The 24,788-nt window shown below is 55.2% G+C and carries 23 protein-coding genes and 3 tRNA genes; 14 read left to right on the top strand and 12 right to left on the bottom strand.

Annotated elements, in window-relative coordinates; all coding sequences use genetic code 11:
- Positions 1-37 precede the first annotated feature (37 nt).
- Positions 38-352 (bottom strand): DUF2849 domain-containing protein, encoded by a 315-nt coding sequence (locus ACR0D7_RS00970; protein ID WP_170381286.1) that lies wholly within the window; start codon positions 350-352, stop codon positions 38-40.
- Entirely contained in the window at positions 352-1,128 is a 777-nt protein-coding gene (cobA, locus tag ACR0D7_RS00965) for a uroporphyrinogen-III C-methyltransferase (RefSeq protein WP_170381285.1), read from the bottom strand. The genes ACR0D7_RS00970 and cobA overlap by 1 nt, the downstream gene beginning before the upstream one ends.
- A 141-nt stretch (positions 1,129-1,269) precedes the next feature.
- Between cobA and ACR0D7_RS00960 the strand changes: the two genes are divergently transcribed.
- Entirely contained in the window at positions 1,270-1,749 is a 480-nt protein-coding gene (locus ACR0D7_RS00960; protein ID WP_480677351.1) for an Lrp/AsnC family transcriptional regulator, read from the top strand.
- A gap of 6 nt (positions 1,750-1,755) precedes the next feature.
- Here the strand turns inward: ACR0D7_RS00960 and ACR0D7_RS00955 are convergent, their stop codons facing one another.
- On the bottom strand, positions 1,756-2,928 hold the full coding sequence (locus ACR0D7_RS00955; RefSeq protein ID WP_480677996.1) for a cytochrome P450: 1,173 nt from the start codon (positions 2,926-2,928) through the stop codon (positions 1,756-1,758).
- 47 nt (positions 2,929-2,975) lie between these two features.
- On the opposite strand from ACR0D7_RS00955, the gene ACR0D7_RS00950 reads away from it, so the two are divergent.
- The 6 genes from ACR0D7_RS00950 to ACR0D7_RS00925 all read left to right on the top strand — a co-directional run bounded on the left by ACR0D7_RS00950 (position 2,976) and on the right by ACR0D7_RS00925 (position 9,948).
- A complete protein-coding gene (locus tag ACR0D7_RS00950) occupies positions 2,976-4,706 on the top strand; it encodes a sensor histidine kinase (protein ID WP_480677350.1) in 1,731 nt (576 codons plus the stop codon).
- Positions 4,703-5,932, top strand: a complete 1,230-nt coding sequence (locus ACR0D7_RS00945) for a sigma-54-dependent transcriptional regulator (protein ID WP_480677349.1) — start codon at positions 4,703-4,705, stop codon at positions 5,930-5,932. The genes ACR0D7_RS00950 and ACR0D7_RS00945 overlap by 4 nt, the downstream gene beginning before the upstream one ends.
- Positions 5,933-6,302: 370 nt before the next feature.
- Positions 6,303-7,304 (top strand): DctP family TRAP transporter solute-binding subunit, encoded by a 1,002-nt coding sequence (locus ACR0D7_RS00940; protein WP_170381281.1) that lies wholly within the window; start codon positions 6,303-6,305, stop codon positions 7,302-7,304.
- Between the two features lie 116 nt (positions 7,305-7,420).
- The gene (locus ACR0D7_RS00935) at positions 7,421-8,098 is read left to right on the top strand and encodes a TRAP transporter small permease (protein WP_480677348.1); all 678 of its coding nucleotides are present in this window, start codon (positions 7,421-7,423) and stop codon (positions 8,096-8,098) included.
- On the top strand, positions 8,098-9,474 hold the full coding sequence (locus ACR0D7_RS00930) for a TRAP transporter large permease (protein ID WP_480677347.1): 1,377 nt from the start codon (positions 8,098-8,100) through the stop codon (positions 9,472-9,474). Before ACR0D7_RS00935 ends, ACR0D7_RS00930 begins: the two co-directional genes overlap by 1 nt.
- A 162-nt stretch (positions 9,475-9,636) precedes the next feature.
- On the top strand, positions 9,637-9,948 hold the full coding sequence (locus ACR0D7_RS00925; RefSeq protein WP_480677346.1) for a DMT family transporter: 312 nt from the start codon (positions 9,637-9,639) through the stop codon (positions 9,946-9,948).
- 8 nt (positions 9,949-9,956) lie between these two features.
- Here ACR0D7_RS00925 and tpiA read toward each other — a convergent pair whose 3' ends face one another.
- Together tpiA and ACR0D7_RS00915 are read right to left on the bottom strand one after the other, a co-directional pair.
- On the bottom strand, positions 9,957-10,706 hold the full coding sequence (tpiA, locus tag ACR0D7_RS00920; protein ID WP_480677345.1) for a triose-phosphate isomerase: 750 nt from the start codon (positions 10,704-10,706) through the stop codon (positions 9,957-9,959).
- A 111-nt stretch (positions 10,707-10,817) separates the two neighbouring features.
- Complete coding sequence (locus tag ACR0D7_RS00915) at positions 10,818-11,183, bottom strand: HesB/IscA family protein (RefSeq protein ID WP_170381276.1); 366 nt, start codon at positions 11,181-11,183, stop codon at positions 10,818-10,820.
- A gap of 179 nt (positions 11,184-11,362) precedes the next feature.
- On the opposite strand from ACR0D7_RS00915, the gene ACR0D7_RS00910 reads away from it, so the two are divergent.
- Positions 11,363-11,692, top strand: coding sequence for a hypothetical protein (locus ACR0D7_RS00910; RefSeq protein WP_170381275.1), 330 nt, complete (start codon positions 11,363-11,365; stop codon positions 11,690-11,692).
- A gap of 222 nt (positions 11,693-11,914) precedes the next feature.
- Here ACR0D7_RS00910 and ACR0D7_RS00905 read toward each other — a convergent pair whose 3' ends face one another.
- The 3 genes from ACR0D7_RS00905 to ACR0D7_RS00895 all read right to left on the bottom strand — a co-directional run bounded on the left by ACR0D7_RS00905 (position 11,915) and on the right by ACR0D7_RS00895 (position 13,541).
- Positions 11,915-12,277, bottom strand: a complete 363-nt coding sequence (locus ACR0D7_RS00905; RefSeq protein ID WP_170569999.1) for an SUF system Fe-S cluster assembly protein — start codon at positions 12,275-12,277, stop codon at positions 11,915-11,917.
- Positions 12,278-12,372: 95 nt separating this feature from the next.
- The gene (locus ACR0D7_RS00900; protein WP_170381273.1) at positions 12,373-12,651 is read right to left on the bottom strand and encodes an NfeD family protein; all 279 of its coding nucleotides are present in this window, start codon (positions 12,649-12,651) and stop codon (positions 12,373-12,375) included.
- Positions 12,651-13,541: an SPFH domain-containing protein gene (locus tag ACR0D7_RS00895; RefSeq protein WP_480677344.1), complete on the bottom strand. Its 891-nt coding sequence runs from the start codon at positions 13,539-13,541 to the stop codon at positions 12,651-12,653. The genes ACR0D7_RS00900 and ACR0D7_RS00895 overlap by 1 nt, the downstream gene beginning before the upstream one ends.
- 175 nt (positions 13,542-13,716) lie before the next feature.
- Between ACR0D7_RS00895 and ACR0D7_RS00890 the strand changes: the two genes are divergently transcribed.
- Together ACR0D7_RS00890 and tgt are read left to right on the top strand one after the other, a co-directional pair.
- Positions 13,717-14,628, top strand: coding sequence for a nucleoside hydrolase (locus tag ACR0D7_RS00890; protein ID WP_480677343.1), 912 nt, complete (start codon positions 13,717-13,719; stop codon positions 14,626-14,628).
- 64 nt (positions 14,629-14,692) lie between these two features.
- Entirely contained in the window at positions 14,693-15,823 is a 1,131-nt protein-coding gene (gene tgt / locus ACR0D7_RS00885) for a tRNA guanosine(34) transglycosylase Tgt (RefSeq protein ID WP_480677342.1), read from the top strand.
- Here the strand turns inward: tgt and ACR0D7_RS00880 are convergent.
- Positions 15,820-16,686: a hypothetical protein gene (locus tag ACR0D7_RS00880; RefSeq protein ID WP_480677341.1), complete on the bottom strand. Its 867-nt coding sequence runs from the start codon at positions 16,684-16,686 to the stop codon at positions 15,820-15,822. The genes tgt and ACR0D7_RS00880 overlap by 4 nt on opposite strands.
- Positions 16,687-17,026: 340 nt before the next feature.
- Between ACR0D7_RS00880 and lon the strand changes: the two genes are divergently transcribed.
- The gene (gene lon, locus ACR0D7_RS00875) at positions 17,027-19,435 is read left to right on the top strand and encodes an endopeptidase La (protein ID WP_480677340.1); all 2,409 of its coding nucleotides are present in this window, start codon (positions 17,027-17,029) and stop codon (positions 19,433-19,435) included.
- A gap of 154 nt (positions 19,436-19,589) precedes the next feature.
- On the opposite strand, the gene ACR0D7_RS00870 is transcribed toward lon, so the two are convergent.
- The gene (locus ACR0D7_RS00870) at positions 19,590-20,714 is read right to left on the bottom strand and encodes a hypothetical protein (protein ID WP_480677339.1); all 1,125 of its coding nucleotides are present in this window, start codon (positions 20,712-20,714) and stop codon (positions 19,590-19,592) included.
- A 189-nt stretch (positions 20,715-20,903) separates the two neighbouring features.
- Positions 20,904-20,978: transfer RNA gene (locus ACR0D7_RS00865), tRNA-Val, on the bottom strand.
- Positions 20,979-21,182: 204 nt separating this feature from the next.
- On the opposite strand from ACR0D7_RS00865, the gene ACR0D7_RS00860 reads away from it, so the two are divergent.
- The 3 genes from ACR0D7_RS00860 to uvrA all read left to right on the top strand — a co-directional run bounded on the left by ACR0D7_RS00860 (position 21,183) and on the right by uvrA (position 24,423).
- Positions 21,183-21,259 (top strand) — tRNA-Asp (locus ACR0D7_RS00860).
- A 52-nt stretch (positions 21,260-21,311) separates the two neighbouring features.
- Positions 21,312-21,388 (top strand) — tRNA-Asp (locus ACR0D7_RS00855).
- A 176-nt stretch (positions 21,389-21,564) separates the two neighbouring features.
- The gene (gene uvrA, locus ACR0D7_RS00850) at positions 21,565-24,423 is read left to right on the top strand and encodes an excinuclease ABC subunit UvrA (protein ID WP_480677338.1); all 2,859 of its coding nucleotides are present in this window, start codon (positions 21,565-21,567) and stop codon (positions 24,421-24,423) included.
- Positions 24,424-24,435: 12 nt separating this feature from the next.
- Here the strand turns inward: uvrA and ACR0D7_RS00845 are convergent, their stop codons facing one another.
- Positions 24,436-24,768 carry a hypothetical protein gene (locus ACR0D7_RS00845; protein WP_480677337.1) on the bottom strand — a complete coding sequence of 111 codons (333 nt, stop codon included), beginning with the start codon at positions 24,766-24,768 and terminating at the stop codon, positions 24,436-24,438.
- Positions 24,769-24,788: the final 20 nt, after the last annotated feature.

Raw genomic sequence — 24,788 nt, 5'->3', positions numbered from 1 at the left:
AACCCGGGGCCTTGAAGGGGAGAGAGAGGGCCAGATGTCAGGCCCGGGGCTGCGTTGCTGTTTCCTGCTTGCCGTGGGCATAGTTGGACGGTCCGGTGCGGCGGAAGTCCTCGCGGAAATGGGTGGGTTCGGGGCCGTTCGCGCCTGCTACGGCATCGGCGAGATAGGCGCCGACGATTTTGTTGGCCTGACGGGTGGCATCCAGCAGACGGACCTGAGCGTGGGCCTCATCCGTGATCAGCTCGGCCTCGGACAGGTCACGCGACCAGCGGTCGTCTTCGGTCAGATAGATAACGTCGCCTTCCAACAGATCGTTGGCGGTGACCACTTTGGGGGTAAAAGCGCGGGCCATCAGGCGTGCTCCTTCTTGAATTCGGTCAGGGCCTGGGCTGCTTGGCGCGGGGCGAGGCCATAAAAGGTCAGGGTGGGGCCGTCCATTTCGGCGGCGTTCAAATCGGTGGGCAGCTGGTCCAGCGTGGTGGCCAGAATACGTTGATCGGGGCGCGACGCGTTTTCGATCAGTGTGACCGGCGTTTCGCGGTCAGCGCCGTGCATAATCAGGCGGCCCTGAATGAAACGGGCGGATTTCTTGCCCATATAGATTGCGGCCACAGAGCCGGAGCGCGCCAGCGCGGTCCAGTCGTGATCGGCGAACCCTTTCATGTCGTGACCGGTGAGGAACCGCACGGACGAGTTGCGGCCGCGGCGGGTCAGGCTTTGACCAATTCCTGCAACGGCAGCAGAGGCCGCCGTAATGCCCGGTACGATCTGCCACGAGATACCTGCGGCCTCGACCGCCTCGATTTCTTCATCCAGACGTCCAAAGACAGTGGGATCACCCGATTTCAGGCGTACGACGTGGTGGCCCTTGACTGCGTAGTCGACCAGCAGCGCGTCGATGTCTTCCTGTTTCCAAGAGGGACCAAAGCCTGCCTTGCCGACGTCAACCAGAACGGCGGACTTGCCCGCCAGTTCCAGAACCTCGGCGCTGATCAGGCGGTCATGCAGCACGACGTCAGCACGCGCGAAGGCGTTCACCGCCTTGAGCGTCAGCAATTCCGGATCGCCCGGACCCGCGCCGACAAAGTCGACGTGTCCTGTGCCATCATATGAATGCGTAAGCTGCATGTTCCATTCCGCTTGGTTTGACTTGAACTGCAATATAGGAAATATTCCCTGTAATACGCTATATGGGCGTGTAAATAAGAACAAATGTTTGGCCAGCGCCTCTGTGCGGGACGTTGGTTTCGAAACAAAGGAAAAATTGGAATGTCAGTGCGAATTGATGACACGGATCGGAAAATTCTGGTCGAGCTACAGCGCGACGCCAGCCAATCGCTGGACGAAATAGCAGCCCGTGTTGGCAGTTCCAAGACCCCGGTCTGGAATCGAATCCGCAAGCTGAAAGGGGCCGGAGTCATCGGTCAGCAGACTGTTTTGCTGGATGCCGAAGCATTGGGGTTCGAAGCCACTTTTTTTGTTCTGATTCGCACCTCTGAACACGAGGCGGAATGGCAACGTAAGTTCCTAAAAGCGTTGCGCGACCGCCCCGAAGTGCAAGAGGCTCACCGGCTGGCGGGCGACATCGACTATATCCTCAAGGTTCGGGTCAAAAATGCACGGGCCTATGACGTGTTCTACCAGACCCTGATTTCAGAGGTGCGTGTGCATAACGTGACCGCTTTGCTGTCGATGGAGGAGATCAAGTCCACCACCATGCTGCCGCTGAATGCGTTGATCGATAACTGAGGTTGCTCAGGTCTGAACCATCAAGCGGGTCAGCCCGTGAAAGTGGTAGGTGTTTGAGTATTCCGGTTCGGCTGTCAGGCGCAGGTTCGGGCACCGCGCGAATAACGCCACCAACGCAATGCGCATCTCTAGCCGTGCCAGTGGGGCCCCGACGCAGAAATGCAGACCACCTCCGAAACTGGTGTTGGTGACAATCGGGCGAGTCGGATCAAAGCGGTTCGGCTCGCTCCAAACCGCAGGATCGCGGTTCGCCGCACCTAGCAGCAAGGCAACCTCATCCCCCCGTTTGAAACTATGGCCAAAGGCATCGACCTCTTCATAGGCGTAGCGCGTGAACATATGCAGTGGCGGGTCATAGCGAAGGATTTCCTCGACCAGCCCATCTGTCGTCTGGGCGCATGGGGCGATCCCCAGTTTCAGCAGCGTTTTTACCCCATTTCCAAGAGAGTGAACCGTCGCCTCATGTCCGGCATTCAACAGAAGGATACACGTAGCCACCAGCTCATCGCGTGAAAGCTTTTCACCATCTTCTTCTGCAGAGATCAGGCGGGTGATCAGGTCGTCTCGGGGATCGGTTCTGCGTTTTTCGATGTACTCACTCAGGAACGCAGTAAAATCCTTGGCGGCTTTGGCGGCTGCGTCCTCGGTCTTGTGCGTGCGGCTGGCCTGATACATCGCCACCATCGCATGAGACCAGCACAGTAGATCAGGCGACATTTCTTCGGGCACACCCAGCAGGCGGCAGATGGTGATCACCGGCACCCGCGTGCAAAAGGCATCCAACAGATCAAATGGTGTATCGGGAAATCGGTCGATCAAGGCGTGGCTGAGCGCGTGAACTGACGGTTCAAGTGCCGCAATCGCGCGTGACGTAAAGGCTCGCATCACCAGCGTGCGCAGACGGGTGTGGCGTGGTGGTTCCGCCTCAAGCAACGAGTGCGCTTCGATTTTCAGCCACGGGAGCAGATGCGCGGGGCCGGGCCTTTGCATCTCGGCGGGAACTTCTCGGCCAAAGCGTCTGTCTTTTAGCAGCGCCTGTACAGCACGGTGCGAGACCGCAGTCACCTTCTTGTAGTCATTCCAGTAGACAAGGTCCCCGTATGTGCGAGCCGTGTCATAAAAGGCATAAGGGTTTTGCACGAAACCCGGTTCCACCGGGGATTGGAATACGGTCTTCATGCGCGGCAGACTTGCCATGCGGCGCGTCGAATGCAAGACCCTATGTCATGCAACGGATTTGGATGATCCTTGGATTTCTGTTTGCCGTCGGGCTGTTGTCCGCCGGAGTTTGGTCTTATGGCTATCGACAGGCACTGTCGCAGCTTAGCGAAAAGGCCGAGGCCGATCTTGAACTGGCTGCCGATAGGCTTAGCACCCAGATGCAGGTGTATCAGGAATTGGCTGTGCTTATGGCCACCCACCCCACCTTGCGCACATTGGATAGCCCGGCCCGGCAACAGGCGGCGCAAGCGGTCTTGTTGGATGTGACTGACAAGACGGCTGCGGTGAACATGATGTATCTGGATCGTCGCGGACAGGTTCTGGCCTCGGCCCAACCCGTGGCGCAACAGGATATGGCGGATCACCCGGCATTTCGGCGGGCCTTGCAGGGGGCTTTGGGTAACGCGCATGGTGCGCTGGATAGCGGAGAGCGGACTTATTCTTACGCGGCACCTGCATTTGATTCCACGGGGCGCGTTGAGGGTGCGCTGATGGTCGTGGCCGATGTGCAGGATGTGGAGCAGACTTGGCGTGGCAGTACCGAGGCGGTGTTTTTCATCGACGGGGACGGGGTAGTCTTTATCTCGAACCGGTCTGACCTTCTGTTCTGGCAAAGAGCCGAAGGGCAGCAGGGCTTGCAACCACCAGACGGAGGCCCCGTCGATTTCGCGACGACCATCGTTGGCGGGCATGAGCTATGGACGCTGAACTGGGGCCGCTATCTTCCGCAACGCGCGTTGCACCTGATGCTGGACCTTCCGGTGATCGACATGACGGCAGAGGTGCTGGTTGATGTCGCCCCAGCCCAGCGTTTGGCTGGGCTGCAGGCGGCAACCGTCGCAGCGATCTGTTTGGCGTTCGGAGCGCTGCTGTTTCTGGCGACTGAACGGCGGCGAACCTTGGCCGAAACAAACGTGGTTTTGGAAAGCCGCGTTGCAGAGCGTACGCGCGCCTTGACGGTCGCCAACACGGCCCTGCGACGCGAGGTGCGTGAAAGACAAGAGGCCGAGACCGCACTGAAACACGCGCAGGAAGAACTAATACAGGCCGGCAAGCTTAGCGCTTTGGGTCAGATGTCAGCGGGGATCAGTCATGAATTGAATCAACCCCTGATGGCGATACGGCAATTCGCGGATAATGGCGCGGCGTTTCTGACAAAGGGGCGTTCAGAAAAGGCCTCAGAGAATCTGAGTCGCATTTCGGACATGGCCTCTCGGATGGCGCGTATCATCAAGAATCTTCGCGCCTTCGCGCGCAATGAAAGCGAACCGATGGGCAAGGTTGATTTGGTGCAGGTGATCAACACAGCCGTGGAACTAACCGATGCGCGTTTGCGTGCTGAAGGCGTTAAGTTGCATTGGCAGCCCCCGGATGGGCCAGTTTTCGCTTGGGGTGGAGAGGTACGGTTGGTGCAGGTCTTTGTGAACCTGATCAACAATGCTGCTGACGCGATGAGCCAGCAAGACGATCGGCTTATTAGCATTGAAATCGACAGCGAAGAGACACTTTCTGTCACTGTACACGACATCGGACCCGGCATTGAGAATACCGAGAAGCTGTTCGAACCCTTCTATTCCACCAAGGCGGTAGGGTCGTCCGAGGGGATGGGTCTTGGTCTGTCAATCTCGTATGGTTTGGTCCAAAGTTTTGGTGGCAATATCCGCGGGGCAAATACGCAAACAGGGGCGGTGTTCACTGTCGAGCTTGAAGCGTATCGGGAAGATGAAGTGGCATGACGCGTAAAGTTCTTTTGGTTGATGACGACGCCGCCGTGCGCGAGGCGCTGGCGCAAACGCTGGAACTTGCGGATTATCTTCCCGTGTCGGCTGGTTCTTTCGTGGCGGCGAAAGATCACATTCGCGCGGATTTTCCCGGTGTGATCGTATCTGATATTCGAATGCCAGGCCGGGATGGATTTCATCTGCTGACTTATGCGCTTGAAATCGACCCGGATTTGCCAGTCATTCTGTTGACCGGCGAAGGGGATATTCCGATGGCAGTGAGGGCCATGGGGCAGGGCGCATTTGATTTTCTTGAAAAGCCATGTGCTGCTGCTGATCTTTTGGATGTTTTGAGCAAGGCTTTTGCTGTGCGCACTCGGGTTCTGGAAGAGCGCGCGCTTAAGCATGAGCTGGAGCGTGGAGATCCGGCTGCTCGTATGCTGTTCGGCCTGTCTCCTCAGGCAGAAGCACTGCGAGAGCGCGTTCGGACCGTTGCGCCCACTGGGGCTGAGGTTCTGGTAACCGGTCCTGCTGGTAGTGGGATATCCAAGGTGGCCGAGGTAGTGCATCTAATGTCACCGCAGGGGCAGGGGCCGTTTGTAAAAAGGCCATCATCGGGTTTGACGCCGGACGCGCTGGTTCAGATTTGCGAGGACGCAGCCGGTGGATCGCTGTTTCTGGATGAGATTTCAGCCATGCCCGAGGCCACGCAATATGCCGCGTTGGAACTGGTTGAGCAGGGAACAGGCGCGCGTATCCTTGCGGGAACAACCGCGGATCTTGCGGTTCTGTCCTCCGACGGGCGGTTCCTTGCGGATTTGTTCTATCGGTTGGACGTAATGCGTGTGCGTATCCCGTCACTGGCTGAACGTCCCGAAGATATTCCTGTAATTTTTCGACACTATGTTGCGCAGGCGGCTGAGCAAGCGGGCATAGCTGAACCCGAGATTTCCTCGGATCATTTGGCGGCGCTGATGGCCGCTGATTGGCCGGGGAATGCACGATCTTTGATGTCGGCAGCGATGCGGTTCGTGCTTGGGATGCCGGAAGAGGTGGCGCAGGCCACCGATCTGGGGCTAAGCGAGCAGATGGCGCGGGTGGAACGTTCATTGCTGGTCGCGGCTTTGGGTCGGCACAATGGAAAGGCTTCGGATGCGGCAAAAGCATTGAAGCTGCCGCGCAAGACGTTTTACGACAAGCTGGCCCGTTATCAGATACGCCCCGAGGATTACCGAAGATAGAGAGAGGCGCCCACCTCCGAAAATCTCATTGCGATGCGCTTATCGGAGTTGAGCGGGGCAGCCCGCTGGCGCGTGCTGCGGTTGGCGTAGTCATTCAAGTTTGTGATTCTACCGAGATGATTCGTGAGGAGTGCGGATTTCCGCACAACGACTGATGTGGCCGTGCGGAATTTCGCACACTACATGCAAGAGCGTGAAACATACCGGTGAAAGGCATGTTTTAAAGATATGTTTTATAAGCGAAATTTCAGGAAAAACACGAATCGTAACAAACCGTTGAGCCGCGCCCGTTGATTCGGTTCACTTCCGGCATGCGGCGCTTGAAGGAGTGCCGAGTTGAAGATTTAGGAAGTTTGGGAGGAAAAGACTGATGAAGTTCCTGACAACGGCTGCAACAGCCATGGCACTTACCGTAACAGCGACCGCAGGCATGGCGGCCTGTGATGATGGCGAGATCGTCGTGAAGTTCGCTCATGTTACGAATACCGACAAACACCCCAAGGGCATCGCGGCATCGCTGCTGGAACAGCGCGTCAATGACGAGATGAATGGCGTGATGTGCGTGGAAGTTTATCCGAACTCCACCCTGTATAACGATGACAAGGTGCTTGAGGCGATGCTGCAAGGTGACGTTCAACTGGCCGCGCCTTCGCTGTCAAAGTTTGAAAAGTTCACCAAGCAATTCCGTCTGTTCGACCTGCCATTCATGTTCAAGAACATCGATGCTGTGGACGCATTCCAAGCCTCGGCCGAAGGTCAGGCGATGAAGGACAGTATGCAGCGTCGTGGACTGCAAGGTTTGGCCTTCTGGCACAACGGCATGAAACAGATGTCGGCCAACAAGCCGCTGGTTGACCCTTCGGATGCCAATGGCCTGAAGTTCCGTGTTCAGTCCTCGGACGTTCTGGTTGCGCAGATGGAAGCCATCGGTGGCAGCCCCCAGAAGATGGCGTTCTCGGAAGTGTATGGCGCGCTGCAGCAGGGTGTTGTGGACGGTCAGGAAAACACCTGGTCGAACATCTACGGCAAGAAGTTCTTTGAGGTGCAGGACGGCATCACCGAGACCAACCACGGCATCATTGACTATCTGGTTGTAACCTCGGTCGACTGGCTGGACAGCCTGGATCCGGAAGTGCGTGATCAGTTCATGACTATTCTGGACGAAGTCACCGCAACCCGGAACAAAGAAGCCTTTACGGTGAACGAAGCGGCCAAAGCCTCGATCACTGATGCGGGTGGGATCATTCGTGAACTAAGCCCTGAACAACGTCAGGCTTGGGTTGATGCGATGAAGCCCGTCTGGGATCAGTTCGCAGGTGACGTGGGTCAAGATAAGATCGACGCAGCGCAGGCCATCAACGCCGGGTTCTGATCCCGGTTCAGACCGCGCGTCCCAGGACTGGGGAGTTGGAGGGACGCGCTGGTCGGGCGGGCCATATCAGGCCCGCCACCTATTCACTCTCATCACAAAAATGCGGGGACAGAAAGATGTCTGGTGCGAAACCCGGCCAAGGCGGGCTGGTCGACCATATCGAAGAAACCCTGATCGCGTTGCTACTGGGCCTGATGACGGCCGTAACCTTTGCCAACGTGATTGCGCGGTTCGTATTTAACTCCAACATTCTGTGGGCGCTTGAGCTGACAGTGTTCACTTTTGGCTGGCTGGTACTGCTGGGTGCGTCTTATGCCGTGAAAAAGCACGCGCATCTGGGTGTGGATGCTATCCTGAACATGCTGGCCCCAGCGCCGCGCCGGATACTGGCGTTGATCGCTGTGGCATGCTGTCTGGTATTCTCGCTGCTGCTGTTGAAGGGCGCCTATGACTATTGGGCTGTGTTCGCGGATTTGCCGCCCACGTCGGGCCGCTGGTTCCCGACCGGCTTCAATGTCGATGCCCGTAGCCAGAGCTTTTACGAAGTTGATGACATCCCCATGGTCGCACCGTTGCGGTTTTTGGAAGACATGATCAACTACGGCGAAGCCTATGAAAAGCTGCCAAAGGTCGTTCCTTACTTCATCTTGCCATTGTCGATGCTGTTGCTGGTGATCCGTTTTTCTCAGGTCGCAGTTCAGATCTGGCGCGGCGAAACGGATCGTCTTGTCGCCAGTCATGAGGTTGAGGATGAGATCGAAGAAGTGCGCGCTCAGCAGGGGGAGCATGACTGATGGACGTAATTCTTCTATTCTCAATGGTCATTGGCCTGCTGCTGATCGGTGTTCCGATTGCGGTGGCGCTTGGCCTCAGCTCAACCCTGTTCCTGCTGATTTATTCTGACAGTTCGCTGGCTTCGGTCGCGGGGACGCTGTTCGAGGCGTTCGAGGGGCACTTTACCCTGCTGGCGATCCCGTTCTTCATCCTCGCGTCGTCCTTCATGACGACAGGCGGCGTGGCGCGGCGGATCATCCGGTTCTCGATTGCTTGTGTGGGGCATCTGCCTGGTGGTCTGGCAATTGCGGGTGTGTTTGCCTGTATGTTGTTCGCAGCGCTGTCCGGGTCTTCTCCGGCAACTGTGGTGGCTATCGGCTCGATTGTGATCGCGGGGATGCGGCAGGTCGGCTATTCCAAGGAATTCGCCGCGGGTGTGATCTGTAACGCCGGTACGCTGGGCATCCTGATCCCCCCTTCGATCGTGATGGTCGTGTACGCTGCGGCAGTTGAAGTCTCGGTCGGGCGCATGTTCCTGGCGGGGGTCATTCCGGGCTTGATGGCCGGTCTGATGCTGATGATCACCATCTACGTGATGGCCAAGGTCAAGAACCTGCCGAAAGGTGAATGGAAAGGTTGGGGTGAAGTCTTCACCTCGGCACGAGAGGCCGGTTGGGGTCTGTTCCTGATCGTCATTATCCTGGGCGGTATCTACGGCGGAATCTTCACGCCGACCGAGGCCGCTGCGGTTGCTGCCGTATATGCATTCTTGATCGCAAGCTTTGTCTACAAGGACATGGGGCCGCTCAGCACAGAAGAGGGACAGGCCAACCTGCCGCTGCTGAAAAAGCCCTATGCTTTGGTCACTGCTTTCTTCCATCCGGACACCAAGCATACTCTGTTCGAGGCCGGTAAGCTGACAGTTACGTTGCTGTTCGTCATCGCCAACGCGCTGATCCTGAAGCATGTACTGACGGACGAGCAGGTGCCGCAACATATCGCCAGCGCCATGCTGTCTGCGGGGCTGGGGCCGGTGACGTTCCTGATTGTGGTCAACGTGATCCTGCTGATTGGTGGTCAGTTCATGGAGCCATCGGGCCTGCTGGTGATCGTGGCACCTCTGGTATTCCCGATTGCGATCGAACTGGGCATCGACCCGATCCATCTGGGCATCATCATGGTGGTCAACATGGAGATCGGGATGATCACACCTCCGGTCGGGTTGAACCTGTTCGTGACTTCGGGCGTGGCTGGCATGCCAATGATGAGCGTGGTGAAGGCGGCGCTGCCGTTCTTGGCTGTGCTGTTCGTTTTCCTGATCATGGTGACATACATACCGTGGATTTCGACCTTCCTGCCGAACACCTTCATGGGGCCAGAGATCATAACGAACTAGCGATAGTAAGTTGTCGCTTGGGCCGGGCAGCGCAATCTGCCCGGCCTTTTTGTCTGCGGGCCACTTGAAGATATGCCTTGCAATCCCACATCTGAGGCAGAGGACGACCTCCCCATAACGGGTAAGTATTCGGGACGACCCGAAAATACATGAGGTGTCCTTATGCCCTGGATATATCTGCTGTTTGCTGGCTTGCTGGAAGTTGTTTGGGCGGTTGCCATGAAGCAATCCGCTGGTTTCACACGGCTTTGGCCGACCGCCATCATGGGCGTGTCAATGATTGGCTCATTCGGGTTGTTGGCGCTGGCGATGCGCACGCTGCCTCTGGGAACTGCCTATGTCATCTGGACCGGCATCGGTGCGGTAGGCGCGTTTCTGGTTGGAGTTATGCTGTTGGGGGAAACAGTGAACGCCGCGCGCGTAATCGCGGCGATTTTGATTGTGACCGGCTTGCTGACGATGAAACTGGCCTGAGCTTAAGCTCAGGCATTTTGCAGGGCGTCGATGATGCCCGAGAAATCCTGTGCCTTAAGACTGGCGCCGCCCACTAACGCACCATCCACATTTGAGACGCTAAAGATCTCTTCGGCATTGGATGGCTTGACTGACCCGCCATAAAGCAGGCGTACAGATCGGCCGACGCCTTCGCCAAACCGCCGCTCCAGCCGGGCGCGGATGAAGTCATGAACCTCTCCGATTTCGTTCAGCGTTGGGACTTTGCCAGTGCCGATGGCCCAGATGGGTTCATAAGCGACGATCAGGTTTTCACCGGTCGATTGATCCGGGATCGATCCGGACAACTGCCCGCCGATGATGTCCAGCGTATTTGCAGCTTCGCGTTGTTCCAGACTTTCGCCAACGCAAATGATTGCCTTTAGCCCGGCATCCATGGCCACGCGCGCCTTGGCACGCACGTCTTCGTTCTGTTCGCCGTGATCTTCACGGCGTTCGGAATGGCCCAGAATCACGGCGTTCGCTCCGGCGTCAACCAACATGTCCGCGCTGATGTCACCAGTATGTGCGCCCGAGGTCGCTGCGTGGCAATTTTGTCCACCTACTGAAATATCGGTATCACGCACGGCCTCCGCCGCGCGGTGCAGCAGCGTTGCTGGCGGGCAGATCAGAACATCTATGGACGGTGACGGGTGCGCTCGGGCCAGCGCCTCCAACTCGCTCAGCGCCGCCGTGGTTCCGTTCATCTTCCAATTACCAGCCGCCAGCTTGCGCCGCATGTCCCGATCTCCTTGAAATTCGTATTTGCTAGAACGGGATAACACCGCCAGTCCGGACTGACAATTCCGGTTGCAGGCAGGACTGAAATCAGGAGGATTGCAGGTAAGGGATTACGTCTTGGCCGAGAGGCCTTCGTCGAACTTGATCGACTCACCGCATCCACATGCGTCGACCACATTCGGGTTGCGGAATTTGAATCCCGCCTCCAGCAAGGAGACCTCATAATCAATCTCGGTCCCGAACAGGAACATTTGCGCCATAGGAGCGATCATAATACGCGCGCCATCCTGTTCGACGACTTCGTCGTTGGGGTCGGGCTGTTCGACATAGTCCATTGTGTATTCCATGCCAGCGCAGCCGCCTTTCTTAACGCCAATCCGCAGGCCGGCGTGACCACCTGATTTCATCAGGCGGGCAATCTGCTCTGCCGCTTTGGGCGTCATGGTCACGGCTTGTTTGCCGGGAATGCCGAACATTGTGATCTCCGTTGTCGCGCGTGAGTATTAATCTAGTGTCGACAGAGCGATGGCTCAAGACATAGCAGCCATGCTTACCTAACATTTCGCGCTTACGGTGAATGTTCTTGCCTTTTGAAATTTGCTGACTTTAGCTGATCACACTTGATCTTGGGCGAAAAATTAATTGATGAGGTTACATGGCTAAGCGTAATTTGTTGCTTGTTAACATAATGTTGGCGTCTGTACTTTCAGCGCTCTCAACGGCCGCGGCATCTGCCGACACCGCACAAAAAACACATCCAATCAATTGCGCCACAGCCGAGGGCGATTTGCGGGCGATTGCAGCCGAAAAGAAACATGCTCAGGACCAGCAGCTGGAAAGCGTGGTGGCGCTGACACCTGCAGGGGCGCTATTGGGAATGGTAACCGGAACCGAAAACAAAAGATTGACCATGTTATCAGGTGATTACGTGAAGGCGTTGGATAAAAGGGCAGCAGAAATCAAATCTACCTGCGGTGTGCAATAACCAGCCTGTTTGCACAAAAAAGACCGCCCTCGGGCAAGAGCGGTCTCATATTTGGGTCGTCAGGCCGGAGTTTATGGGGTTACAAGCTTTTCCAGCCTGTGCTGGGCCAGAAAGGATATAAGCGCAAGCACGCGAGCACTGTCTGCAATCTTGGTAACGGTTTTTAGAAACCTCAGTGACATAAAGATAAACTTTTTATGACAGAGGATTGTCGAGGAAAACTTACATAAACCCAAGCTCAAGACGCGCTTCGTCTGACATCATCTCCATGCCCCAGGGCGGTTCCCAAGTCAGTTCTACATCCACTTCCTTAACGCCTGCGACAGGCTCGACTGCTTCGACGATCCAGCCGGGCATTTCACCTGCAACAGGACATCCCGGAGCAGTCAGAGTCATAATAATCTTGACCGCGTTTTCGGCGTTGATGTCGATGGTGTAGATCAAACCCAGATCGTAGATATTCACGGGAATCTCAGGGTCAAACACCGTGCGGCAGGCTTCCACAACAGTGTCATAAAGGGGGTGCTCGATGCTTGAAGGTGCAATCAGCGGTGAGCCCTCAAATTGTTCACTCGGATGAGTCATTCGTGCCTCGGGTTTGTTACCTGAGCATTTATATAGGGAAAGCCAGTGGCAGCGTCCAGAGGCGCAATGACGCCCCAGAGGGGCGCCAGTGAAGTTTAGTCGTTGATGTCGTGCCGGAAGGTTTTGACCTGACCATGAGGCAGGGCGAAAACCCGACGCAAAATCAACCACGAGATCAGCGACAAAGCCGCGAAGATTAGCAGCAGAACTGGCAGAGAAGGCGCGACACCGGGAATAACCAGCATCAATCCGGTGACGGCAGCCCCAATCGCAAAGCCCAGAAAGATGAAGCCTGGCAGCACGATTTCGAGGATTCCGAGGGCAAGCGCTCCGGCTAGCCAAATCCACCAGGTCAGCCAGAAGGGATCAGCCATTACTTTCCTCCTTTCAGCATTTTGAACGCATCTCCGAAAGCTTCCAGCGCGTTGGCGGGAACGACGATGGTTTGCGAACCGCTACCGTTACCCAGCGCGTTCAGCGCTTCGACCTGTTTCAGGGCGACCTGATATTGCGCGGCCTCAATACCATTATCCTGAATGGCCTTGGCAACCACGCCGGTTGCATAGGCTTCGGCCTCGGCTTGAATGCGGCGTGCCTTGGCGGTTTGCTCGGCAGCGTACAGCTCGGCATCGGCGTTCAATTCGACGGCACGTTTCTGGCCTTCGGCCTCGGTCACCTGGGCACGACGGGCGCGTTCGGCGTTCAACTGCTGAAGCATCGCGTCACGTGTGGCCTGATCCAAGTTCACGTCCAGAATTTCCGCGCGGGTCACTTCAATACCCCAGTCGTCCACGGCGGTTTCTACGCTTTCCTGAATGCGGGTAATCAGTTGAGCACGGTTGGATTGAACTTCATCCAAATCCATTTTACCGATTTCCGCGCGCACAATACCGGCCACAGTTGTTGCAATAGCACCGTCTACATCGCGAATACGATACACAGTCTTTTCCGGTTCAAGAATGCGGTAAAAGACCGAGGTGTCGATTTGCACCAGAACGTTGTCCTTGGTAATCGCGTCTTGTGTCGCGTTGGGCAGCTGACGTTCCAAAATGGATATCTTATGGCGTGCAACATCCAGAAACGGAACAATAAAGTTGATTCCGGGGCCAAGCACCGAATGCAGGCGTCCAAACCGTTCGACCACGTATTTTTCGGATTGGGGGACGATTTTCACACCCTTGAATATGACGGTGATGATTAAAACAGCCGCCAGTACGTAAATAATATTCGACGTTAGCAATCCAATAATCTGGTCTTCGGTCATATCTGTCCTCTTATATTGTGTACGACGGTATACATATGGGTATCGAGTCGCGGAAATTCAACATCGGTATGAAGGGGTTGGGTGGGAAAGCAAATCTTAGAAGCGTTGGACGAAGGGCGGAATTTTCCGAATGTGACCGCTTTGCATCCTGCAATGTTTGCGGTATCGGATCGGAATGAAACTTATCATCGACACTGATCCCGGCATCGACGACGCCATGGCAATTGCATACGCCGCCGCAGCACCTGAGATCGACCTGATTGGGCTGACCACTGTGTTCGGAAACACGCATGTGCATCAGTCCAGCCGCAACGCGCGGTTCTTGCTGCACAAGCTGGGCGTAGATGCGCCAGTGGCGGAAGGTGCTGCATGTGCAACGGGGCAAGATACCCACGCACCGTCTGAACATGTCCACGGGCCTGAAGGTTTCGGCGATATCACCGACATTCCTGAGATTGGGGCAAACCATCCTCTGTCGGCTGCTGAGTTTCTTGTGGACATGGCGCGTCAGCATAAAGGCGAGCTTGTGGTTTGCGCGGTTGGCCCTCTAACCAACATCGCGCAGGCGATGCGTCTGGATCCCGCGTTTTCGGCCAATATCAAGCGCCTTGTGATAATGGGGGGCGCGGTCTACTGCCCGGGCAACGTCACACCGCATGCCGAAGCAAATATCTATCACGATGCCAATGCGGCGGATGAGGTTTTTGCGGCGCCACCGGAAACGGTTCTGGTCGGATTGGATGTGACGCTAAAAACCCTTTATGAAACTGCAGACTTCGAGGCATTGGCCGATCGGTCATTGGATATGGGCGGATTTCTTCGTGATATCTCTCGGTTCTATTTGAAATTCTACAAGGAAATCGGTGGGCTTGAGGGCTGTGGCCTTCATGATTCAACTGCGGTGATTGCCTGCACCCATGAGCCAATGTTTGACATGGTTGAAACCGGCCTACAGGTTTTGACCGCAGGCTCAGAGATCGGAGCGACGCGCCCTGATCCGTCCCGACCGCCGGTTCGTGTGTGTAGGGACGTAGACGGGGCAGGGGTTGTGCGGCTGTTTACCGAACGTGTTGCTTCACTGCCCTGACGGGTTGCAATGGCGCGGCAGATCAGGCACATCCCACCCGGTTCAGCGACCCCGAGGCGACCCCATGACCGAACGTTTTTCCTTTGACCTTAAGGCCACTGATGGCAAAGCCCGTACCGGAGTGATCAACACGCCGCGCGGTGAGGTGAGGACTCCTGCGTTCATGCCGGTTGGGACGGCGGCGACGGTCAAGGCAATGATGCCCGAAAGCGTCCGTGCGACCGGGGCTGACATCCTGCTGGGCAACACCTATCACCTGATGCTGCGCCCAACGGCGGAACGGATTGACCGGCTGGGCGGGTTGCACAAATTCATGAACTGGGAACGCCCCATTCTAACGGACTCGGGTGGGTTTCAGGTGATGTCGCTAGCCGGGCTACGCAAGCTGACTGAAAAGGGTGTGACGTTCAAATCCCATGTCGACGGTTCCAAGCATGAACTGACACCGGAGAGGTCGATGGAGATTCAGCGATTGCTGGGCTCGGATATCGTCATGTGTTTCGACGAATGCCCAGCCTTGCCTGCGGACCGCGATCGCATTGCCGAGTCGATGCGTCTTTCGATGCGATGGGCCGAACGGTCGCGCGAAGCTTTCGGGGACCGTCCGGGCCACGCGCTGTTTGGCATCATGCAGGGCGGGTTGGAGCAGGACCTGCGCGAGGAAAGTGCCGAAGCACTGAAGGCCATCGGGTTCGAAGGATATGCCGTTGGCGGTCTGGCCGTGGGCGAGGGGCAGGAGGCTATGTTTGGTTGCCTCGATTACGCGTCCGACTTCCTACCGGTCGACAAGCCGCGCTATCTGATGGGGGTTGGAAAACCAGATGACATCGTTGGCGCGGTAGCGCGTGGCATTGACATGATGGATTGTGTTTTGCCTTCGCGGTCCGGTCGTACTGGACAGGTCTTTACCCGCTATGGCGTTGTGAACATAAAAAATGCTCGCCACGCCGATGATCCACGGCCACTGGATGAAAACTGTTCATGCCCCGCCTGTTCGAATTATTCCCGGGCCTATTTGCATCATGTGTTCCGGTCCAACGAAATGATCTCGGGCATGCTGCTGACGTGGCACAACCTGCACTATTTCCAGGAAATTATGCAGGGTATGCGCGATGCTATTGCGGCAGGTGCGTTTGACGCATGGAAGGCGCAGTTTCACGCGCAGCGGGCTCAGGGCGATATCGAGCCTCTCTAACCGCGCAGCATTTGTCGACCTTGCAACGAGCCATCCCGCCGCCCGGAAAAGCGGCGTTTCATGCTGTGAACAGTGTCGCGAAAGTCGTTGGACAAATACAGAAAAAGCCGCTTACCGATAGGCACGTCAATCAGTTGACGTGTGTATTCCACCTGGCACTTTGTCCCATTTGGCGTGATCTTGACCTCAACAATCTGATTTGGGTCCGAACAGCCTAGCAGAGAGCGGGTGCTGAATCGAAACTCTGAAAAGGGTTGTGCGTATTCGATAAAAACTTTCTGGGTCATGTTCTCAAGGTCCCCGCGACGAGGGAGTGTCATCACAAAACTTGCTTTGCTGCCATTTGGAGGCGAAAGAAACTGTGTGTTCGGCCAATAATGCCGGTCTGGATTTTCGGGGTTCGGGAAAAACGCGTTCCAGATGTCCTCGGGGTCTCCGGCTAAATGGAAAGTCTTTGTGTGCTTTTTCATGTCTTTTTTCATAATTCCACCGAACCATGCACCGTACACCGCGAGATAAGTTAGGATGCTTAGGGCACCCAATGCTATGCAATCCACCCATCCGGGAATGGAGTCTGCCGGTAAAAGGGCGCGCATTGGGGTGAAGACCAGCATTAAAACGATCAAAGACACTAACCATATCTCCATCAACGGAAGCATAAAGGTTGCTAAAAGAGAAAATACTATGATGGGCGTGCCTATGCAGATCGCGATCGTGATAATGTATGCGAGCGGAGCAAGTGGTCCCCGGACCTCTTCTGGCCACTCACCGTAACCAAGCAAAGTAGCTAGGTAAAAAAAGACTGACAGGAGAATGCAGCAAAGAAAGAAGCGTCGGTACTGTAAGAAGATACGGGTTAGCATGATGAACTCGGCTTGAATGAAAATCCTTTAATCACAGCAACTATTGGTTGATCTCGAAGCGATCGTGACGTGTTTGTGGTCAAAATTTGGTAATACACCGGAAGGAGACGGAAATTCGCGGCATTGAGTTCGCGCCTGAATTGTTTTTCAGGAAAATTGCCAAAGCTTGTGGTTTGTCGCCTTGCCCTTGCCGAACACAACAGTCATTCTGAACCTCGATACATGGCGGTAAGGTTGAAAAAGGGCGATGAGGCCCCACCTTTATCGTCCAAGACAGGAGATGGCCAAGAGTTGCCTCAAGCAGGGACCGGAGCCGTCTTGCCAACGATAAGGATTGAGCATGCAAGAGCCCCTTAATTCCTCATACCCCGTACTTCCGCTGCGCGATATCGTGGTGTTTCCACATATGATCGTGCCGTTGTTCGTGGGTCGGGAAAAATCCGTCCGCGCATTGGAAGAAGTGATGCAGGACGACAAGCAGATTTTGCTGTCCAGCCAGATTGATCCCGGTGATGATGACCCGGCGCAGGACGGAATTTACCGTTCTGGCGTTCTGGCCAATGTTCTGCAATTGCTGAAGCTGCCCGATGGCACCGTAAAGGTGCTGGTCGAGGGGCAGGCGCGTGTGCAGATCACTGAATTTCTTGAAAACGAAGAGTTTTTCGAAGCTCGCGCCGAATATCTGACCGAAATTCCGGGCGATGTAACCACGACCGAAGCGCTTCTGCGAACGGTCGCGGACGAGTTTGAGCGTTATGCCAAAGTGCGCAAGAACATCCCCGAGGAAGCCTTGAACGCGGTTGGTGAGACCACGGAACCTGCCAAGCTGGCTGATCTGGTGTCGGGTCATCTGGGTATTGAAGTCGAGCAAAAGCAGGAACTGCTGGAAACCCTCAGCGTCAGCGAGCGGCTTGAGAAAGTCTATGGCCTGATGCAGGGCGAGATGTCAGTTCTGCAGGTCGAGAAAAAGATCAAGACCCGCGTCAAATCTCAGATGGAGAAAACCCAACGCGAGTACTATCTGAATGAGCAGATGAAAGCCATTCAGAAGGAGCTTGGCGATGGCGAGGACGGTAGCAACGAAGTCGCTGAGTTGGAAGCCAAAATCGCTGAAACCAAGCTGTCGAAAGAGGCGCTTGAAAAGGCCGAGGGTGAGCTGAAGAAGCTTCGGAACATGTCGCCCATGTCGGCTGAGGCGACCGTTGTGCGCAACTATCTGGATTGGATTCTATCGCTGCCGTGGGGCACCAAATCCCGCGTCAAAAAGGATCTGGGTCGGGCGCAGGAAATTCTGGATGACGACCACTATGGCCTTGAGAAGGTCAAGGAGCGGATCGTTGAATATCTGGCCGTTCAGCAGCGTTCGAAAAAGCTGAAGGGTCCGATCCTGTGCCTTGTTGGTCCTCCGGGTGTTGGTAAGACCTCGCTGGGTAAATCAGTTGCCAAAGCCACGGGGCGCGAATTCATTCGCATCTCGCTGGGCGGCGTGCGCGACGAATCCGAGATTCGCGGTCACCGCCGGACCTATATCGGTTCGATGCCCGGTAAGATCATTCAGGCGCTGAAAAAGGCGAAAACCACGAACCCGCTTATCCTGCTCGACGAGATCGACAAGATGGGTCAGGACTTCCGTGGTGACCCGGCGTCGGCGATGCTAGAAGTGTTGGATCCCGAACAGAACAACACGTTCATGGACCACTATCTTGAGGTCGAATATGACCTTTCAAACGTGATGTTCCTGACCACGTCGAACAGCTACAACATGCCTGGGCCGTTACTGGACCGGATGGAGATCATTCCTCTGGCCGGTTACACCGAAGAGGAAAAGAGTGAGATCGCCAAGCAGCATCTGATCGGAAAGCAGATCAAGAACCATGGTCTGAAAGACAAAGAGTTTGAGCTGACTGACGAGGCGCTGCAAAAGATGATCCGCACTTATACCCGCGAAGCAGGTGTACGGAATCTTGAGCGTGAAATCGCCAAGGTTGCTCGGAAATCGCTGACCAAGATCATCAAGAAAGAGGCCGAATCCGTCACGGTGACGCCAGATAATCTGGATGAGTTCCTGGGTGTGCCTAAATTCCGCTATGGTCTGGCCGAGCAGGACGATCAGGTTGGTGTTGTCACAGGTCTGGCTTGGACCTCGGTCGGCGGTGATCTGCTGCATATCGAAGCGCTAAAGCTGCCGGGCAAGGGCCGTATGAAGACCACGGGTAAGCTGGGCGATGTGATGAAGGAATCCATCGACGCGGCTTCGTCTTATGTGCGGTCGATTTCGCCCAAGATCGGTGTGAAGCCACCTCAATTCGACAAGCTGGACATCCACGTACATGTGCCTGATGGCGCCACACCCAAAGATGGCCCGTCGGCGGGGTTGGCGATGGTGACGTCGATCGTTTCGGTTTTGACAGGTATTCCGGTGCGCAAGGATATCGCGATGACTGGCGAGGTCTCGTTGCGTGGCAATGCGATGCCGATCGGTGGGCTTAAGGAAAAACTGCTTGCGGCGCTTCGCGGTGGGATCAAAACAGTTCTGATCCCGGAAGAAAACGAGAAGGACTTGGCAGATATTCCGGACAACGTGAAAGAAGGGCTAGAGATTATTCCGGTCAAACATGTGTCGGAAGTTCTGAAGCATTCTCTCGTGCGTCAGCCTGAGGCCATCGAGTGGGACGAAGCGGCAGAAGAAGCTGCTGCGGCGGCTGCTAAGGCGTCAGAAGGCGCTGTTCCTTCGGCAACAGCGCATTGATCTTAAAGGAAAAGGCGGGGCGATTGCCCCGTCAATCGCTGGTTGGCAAAGCAGCCTATTGTCTAAGTCATAAATTGCGAAACACGCAGGACCAAGTTTTCGAAAGGCTCGCCTGCAGCACCGTATTTTCAATATTTTTGTTGAAATGGGCGCACTATTTCCCAAGTTTTCTGACGCGACGTAAGGCCAATGAGAAAGCGGATGGAACTGTTTTGCCTTGTGGTAGAGATCTCAGCCAATCCTTGAGGGCAGGATTGAAGCTGCCGCGACTTTTCAGGAGAGAGTGTACCATCTGTTCTAGGCGATCTTCACCAACCTGTACGACGTCCTGAACCGCCCCACCAACCTGAGGCGTTTCGGCAAACTCGCCCCGTTCGAGGCGGCCATAGTCTAGTTTTGGGAAAACAACGCCATAGCGATCTCTTAATTCCAGAGGTCCAGTACCTGCGTAATCCGTGTAATCAGCGATTTCCGGGCGAAGCTTGGGGCGAGGGAAGTCCAGTTTCCTATCTATACTACGCAATTGTCTAACGAATTTCGAGGTAGGCCTGTTGAAAACGTCATCGGTGTCCGGGTAAAAGTGTTTGCGGAACTGCTGAATTAAAACCATGCCTTCTGCTGAAAGCGTTTCATTTTTCTTGTTAGATAGTGCTGCCTGCGAAACAACTTGCTGCAGTTCAGGCCTATGCAGCGACATAAAGTCTGAAACAATGTCGCCGCCCACCAGAGCTTCGCGGTCAAATAGCCGGACAGATATTTTTGAATGTGAAAAGTATTCTGAAAATGCGTTAAGTGCGTGCGTAAGGTGGTATTCTCCGGGCGGTTTAAATTTGGAGGATGCTTTTAACTGTTGCTGAATCTGTGACAAATAATAGCTTGAGGGGCTCCGTACGTACCCAACAAACTCTACATTTTCGACACCGATTTGTATCAGCAGGTCATGAAATTTTTCCAGCAGGGCTCTATTTTGACCCATTGCCCAAAAATATTCTGCAGATAGTAGCAAGAGATCAGGGTCGTATTTTGAGATTTGGTTACTCAACTGTTGAATAAATGTTGAAACACGTTGGCTATGCTCTTGTTCAGAGTATTTGCGAAAGGTTCTCGGACCAATTTCATAAGGACGAATTGCGCCAGCAAGTAACCCATGGTTCACGTTTTTGCCTACGGCTGGATAGAGCACGCCATGCGTAATTAGCTCTTTGTGTGCATTGAATAGGGCGTTTTGAAGAGCGGTGCTGCCCGTCTTGGGCGTTCCGATGTGAATAATAGTCTTCATATGGCCCTGCTCGTATAGCACATAGTGTATATTGAATACCCGTATCTAGGTATTAGAATAAGCGCAAGTTGGCGAGTTCGGTGATGAGTTAGCCTATGGCAGTGCGACACTTGTTTGCGCAAGAATTCACATTCCGGCTGGCAAGATCCTTGAGACACCCTGAGAGTGTACTTGAAATTGTTGAATTGATGGTGGGTGATAAGAGATTTGAACTCCTGACATCTTCGATGTGAACGAAGCGCTCTACCACTGAGCTAATCACCCGCCAGAGCGCTTCATAAAGTGACTTACGGCAGGCTGCAAGTACCACCAAGCAGGTTTCTGCAAGTAAGACCTGCTGTGGGGCTGACCCAAAATGGCTGGCAGCGCGGAAAAATTCGAAATCCTGAAAAAACTTCAAAACGCCGCTTGACGCTGCCCGACCGTAGCCATAATACACCCAAACGTTCAGCAACGAACGGGCAGCGGGCGGTTGTAGCTCAGTTGGTTAGAGTACCGGCCTGTCACGCCGGGGGTCGCGGGTTCGAGCCCCGTCAACCGCGCCATCGCTGCCAGCCTTTGATCCGGGTCAATGGATCATACATAGACCCTAAATGCGCGGTTGTAGCTCAGTTGGTTAGAGTACCGGCCTGTCACGCCGGGGGTCGCGGGTTCGAGCCCCGTCAACCGCGCCATTTCCCTTAGATACGATGAAATCTTAACCCCTTTCTAGGGGTGGCCATCGGATCGGGGTCTTTGTGTCAGGAGATGTCGGCAATAATCTGTTTGTTCCTTCTATGTTCTAACTTTTTTGTTGGAGACTCGGTGCCGCTAGCCTATTTCTGAGACACTTGTGTGTTGGGGGCCGAAAATGGCTGAGCTGAAGAATATCGAGGTGCGCGGCGCGCGCGAGCATAACCTCAAAAACATCGACGTGGACATCCCACGTGATCAGCTGGTGGTGATCACTGGGCTGTCAGGGTCAGGCAAATCATCTTTGGCATTTGACACCGTCTACGCCGAAGGTCAGCGTCGTTACGTCGAAAGCCTCTCGGCCTATGCGCGTCAGTTCCTCGACATGATGGAAAAGCCCGATGTGGATCACATCAGCGGCTTGTCCCCGGCAATTTCCATCGAGCAGAAAACCACGTCGAAAAACCCGCGTTCGACCGTTGGTACTGTCACTGAGATCTATGACTACCTGCGCCTTCTGTTCGCACGTGCGGGCACACCCTATAGCCCCGCCACTGGTCAACCCATCGAGGCGCAGCAGGTGCAGGACATGGTCGATAGGATCATGACTATGGAGGAGGGGACTCGGGGCTATCTGCTGGCCCCGATCGTGCGGGATCGAAAGGGCGAGTACAAAAAGGAATTCCTTGAGCTACGCAAGCAGGGGTTCCAGCGCGTTAAAGTCGATGGTGAGTTCTATGAACTGGACGAACCGCCCACGTTGGACAAGAAGTTCCGTCACGACATCGATGTGGTCGTTGACCGCCTTGTCGTACGTGAAGGGATGCAGACCCGGCTGGCCGATAGTTTGCGCACCGCTCTGGATCTTGCCGATGGAATTGCGATTCTAGAGACGGCACCGCGTGAGGGTGACCCAGAGCGCATCACGTTCAGCGAGAACTTCGCTTGTCCGGTCAGCGGATTTACGATTCCCGAGATTGAACCCCGCCTGTTTTCATTCAACGCGCCTTTTGGGGCTTGCCCGGACTGCGATGGTCTGGGAGTTGAACTGTTCTTTGACGAACGGCTGGTGGTGCCGGATCAGACGCTGAAGCTGTACGATGGCGCTTTGGCACCATGGCGCAAAGGCAAATCTCCGTATTTCCTGCAGACCATTGAGGCGATTGCACGCCATTTTGAATTTGACAAGAACACCCCTTGGAAAGATCTGCCGGCAAAAGTGCAGCAGGTGTTCCTGCGCGGTTCCGGCGATGAAGAAATTCAATTCCGTTATGATGAAGGCGGGCGGGTCTATCAGGTGACCCGCAGCTTTGAAGGTGTGATTCCCAACATGGAGCGCCGCTATCGCGAGACGGACAGCGCATGGATTCGTGAAGAATTCGAGCGGTATCAGAACAATCGGCCTTGCGGCACCTGTGAAGGGTACCGTCTGCGGCCCGAGGCATTGGCGGTCAAGATCGCTGGTCTGCATGTGGGCCAGGTGGTTCAGATGTCGATCAAAGAGGCTCTCGCTTGGGTCGAGGACGCGCCGAACCGTCTGAGCAATCAGAAGAATGAGATTGCTCGTGCTATCTTGAAGGAGATTCGCGAGCGTTTGGGATTCCTGAATAACGTTGGGCTGGAATACCTTACGCTATCCCGTTCAAGCGGCACCTTGTCCGGGGGCGAGAGCCAGCGGATTCGTCTGGCCAGCCAGATCGGTTCGGGCCTGACTGGCGTTCTGTATGTGTTGGACGAGCCCTCTATCGGCTTGCACCAACGGGATAATGACCGGTTGCTAGGCACGCTCAAAAACCTGCGCGATCAGGGCAACACGGTGATTGTCGTGGAGCATGATGAGGAAGCCATCCGTGAGGCCGACTATGTATTTGATATCGGCCCCGGTGCCGGAGTTCATGGTGGGCAGGTTGTAAGTCAGGGAACGCCAGATCAAATTGCGGCGGATGCCGCGTCTATGACCGGGCAATACCTTGCAGGCACCCGAGAGATCGCGGTTCCGACCGAGCGACGGATGGGGAACAAAAAGAAAGTTTCGGTTGTCAAAGCCACGGGTAACAACCTCAAGAATGTTACGGTCGACTTTCCGCTGGGTAAATTTGTCTGTGTGACCGGGGTGTCCGGTGGGGGTAAGTCTACGCTGACCATTGAAACACTTTTCAAGACCGCCTCAATGCGATTAAACGGGGCGCGGCAAACCCCAGCACCTTGTGAGACCATTAAGGGGTTGGAACATCTGGACAAGGTGATCGACATCGACCAGCGCCCCATTGGACGGACACCGCGCTCAAACCCAGCGACTTACACCGGGGCGTTCACCCCGATCCGCGACTGGTTTGCCGGTCTGCCCGAGGCTAAGGCACGAGGTTATAAGCCGGGTCGCTTCAGCTTTAACGTCAAAGGTGGCCGGTGCGAGGCCTGCCAGGGCGATGGTGTCATAAAGATTGAGATGCACTTTCTGCCCGACGTTTACGTAACCTGCGAAACCTGCAAAGGCGCGCGTTACAATCGCGAAACGCTCGAGATCAAATTCAAGGGCAAATCTATTGCGGATGTGCTTGATATGACAGTGGAAGACGCGCAGGAGTTCTTTAAGGCTGTTCCGTCGATCCGGGACAAGATGGATGCGTTGGCGCGTGTCGGGCTTGGCTATATCAAGGTTGGTCAGCAGGCCACGACCCTTTCGGGCGGTGAAGCGCAGCGCGTAAAGCTGTCAAAGGAACTGTCTAAACGCTCGACCGGGCGAACGTTGTATATTCTGGATGAGCCGACCACGGGGCTGCATTTCGAAGATGTTCGTAAGTTACTGGAAGTGCTTCATGAATTGGTCGATCAGGGTAATACGGTTGTGGTAATCGAGCACAATTTGGACGTCGTCAAAACCGCGGATCATATCATCGATATCGGCCCCGAAGGTGGCGATGGTGGTGGTGAGATCGTGGCGACCGGAACGCCCGAGGATGTGGCCGCGATTGAACGCAGCCATACTGGAAGATATCTGAAACAGATGCTTGAGGGCGCTCGTGTTGCTGCGGAATAGGGTGGCTGATCCTCAGTTGAGGATGTCAGCCACCGCGCCAATCAGGTTGAGCACTTTTCTGGTGTCAGGGTCGACGCGGTAAACGTAGTCGCCTGCTCGGACATAGCTGTCACCACGACGCAGCCCATAACGATAGGGATCGTCAATCCATCGATAGTCGCGGTTGATGTAATCACCCTTGTGGTAATAGTTTTTTACCTGACCTGGGGGCACACATGGAACGGATTTCTTTGCCAGACCGGGTGGGCAATGACCGGCTTTTCCTTTGCCGTTCCCGGCCATGGCTACGCCTGAACTGAGCGCAATTGCCAAAATTGCCGTCGTGATGGCCAAGCTGCGCTTCATCTTGCTTCCTTTCAACTAAA

It is taken from the genome of Ruegeria sp. BB7 (genome assembly GCF_056539365.1).
This window is presented reverse-complemented; position numbering and strand designations above follow the sequence as displayed.

What these genes read in the sequence shown, in the direction of transcription:
- ACR0D7_RS00970 (WP_170381286.1), bottom strand. Translation starts at nt 352, where the DNA reads ATGGCCCGCGCTTTTACCCCCAAAGTGGTCACCGCCAACGATCTGTTG.
- cobA (WP_170381285.1), bottom strand. Translation starts at nt 1,128, where the DNA reads ATGCAGCTTACGCATTCATATGATGGCACAGGACACGTCGACTTTGTC.
- ACR0D7_RS00960 (WP_480677351.1), top strand. Translation starts at nt 1,270, where the DNA reads ATGTCAGTGCGAATTGATGACACGGATCGGAAAATTCTGGTCGAGCTA.
- ACR0D7_RS00955 (WP_480677996.1), bottom strand. Translation starts at nt 2,928, where the DNA reads ATGAAGACCGTATTCCAATCCCCGGTGGAACCGGGTTTCGTGCAAAAC.
- ACR0D7_RS00950 (WP_480677350.1), top strand. Translation starts at nt 2,976, where the DNA reads ATGCAACGGATTTGGATGATCCTTGGATTTCTGTTTGCCGTCGGGCTG.
- ACR0D7_RS00945 (WP_480677349.1), top strand. Translation starts at nt 4,703, where the DNA reads ATGACGCGTAAAGTTCTTTTGGTTGATGACGACGCCGCCGTGCGCGAG.
- ACR0D7_RS00940 (WP_170381281.1), top strand. Translation starts at nt 6,303, where the DNA reads ATGAAGTTCCTGACAACGGCTGCAACAGCCATGGCACTTACCGTAACA.
- ACR0D7_RS00935 (WP_480677348.1), top strand. Translation starts at nt 7,421, where the DNA reads ATGTCTGGTGCGAAACCCGGCCAAGGCGGGCTGGTCGACCATATCGAA.
- ACR0D7_RS00930 (WP_480677347.1), top strand. Translation starts at nt 8,098, where the DNA reads ATGGACGTAATTCTTCTATTCTCAATGGTCATTGGCCTGCTGCTGATC.
- ACR0D7_RS00925 (WP_480677346.1), top strand. Translation starts at nt 9,637, where the DNA reads ATGCCCTGGATATATCTGCTGTTTGCTGGCTTGCTGGAAGTTGTTTGG.
- tpiA (WP_480677345.1), bottom strand. Translation starts at nt 10,706, where the DNA reads ATGCGGCGCAAGCTGGCGGCTGGTAATTGGAAGATGAACGGAACCACG.
- ACR0D7_RS00915 (WP_170381276.1), bottom strand. Translation starts at nt 11,183, where the DNA reads ATGTTCGGCATTCCCGGCAAACAAGCCGTGACCATGACGCCCAAAGCG.
- ACR0D7_RS00910 (WP_170381275.1), top strand. Translation starts at nt 11,363, where the DNA reads ATGGCTAAGCGTAATTTGTTGCTTGTTAACATAATGTTGGCGTCTGTA.
- ACR0D7_RS00905 (WP_170569999.1), bottom strand. Translation starts at nt 12,277, where the DNA reads ATGACTCATCCGAGTGAACAATTTGAGGGCTCACCGCTGATTGCACCT.
- ACR0D7_RS00900 (WP_170381273.1), bottom strand. Translation starts at nt 12,651, where the DNA reads ATGGCTGATCCCTTCTGGCTGACCTGGTGGATTTGGCTAGCCGGAGCG.
- ACR0D7_RS00895 (WP_480677344.1), bottom strand. Translation starts at nt 13,541, where the DNA reads ATGACCGAAGACCAGATTATTGGATTGCTAACGTCGAATATTATTTAC.
- ACR0D7_RS00890 (WP_480677343.1), top strand. Translation starts at nt 13,717, where the DNA reads ATGAAACTTATCATCGACACTGATCCCGGCATCGACGACGCCATGGCA.
- tgt (WP_480677342.1), top strand. Translation starts at nt 14,693, where the DNA reads ATGACCGAACGTTTTTCCTTTGACCTTAAGGCCACTGATGGCAAAGCC.
- ACR0D7_RS00880 (WP_480677341.1), bottom strand. Translation starts at nt 16,686, where the DNA reads ATGCTAACCCGTATCTTCTTACAGTACCGACGCTTCTTTCTTTGCTGC.
- lon (WP_480677340.1), top strand. Translation starts at nt 17,027, where the DNA reads ATGCAAGAGCCCCTTAATTCCTCATACCCCGTACTTCCGCTGCGCGAT.
- ACR0D7_RS00870 (WP_480677339.1), bottom strand. Translation starts at nt 20,714, where the DNA reads ATGAAGACTATTATTCACATCGGAACGCCCAAGACGGGCAGCACCGCT.
- uvrA (WP_480677338.1), top strand. Translation starts at nt 21,565, where the DNA reads ATGGCTGAGCTGAAGAATATCGAGGTGCGCGGCGCGCGCGAGCATAAC.
- ACR0D7_RS00845 (WP_480677337.1), bottom strand. Translation starts at nt 24,768, where the DNA reads ATGAAGCGCAGCTTGGCCATCACGACGGCAATTTTGGCAATTGCGCTC.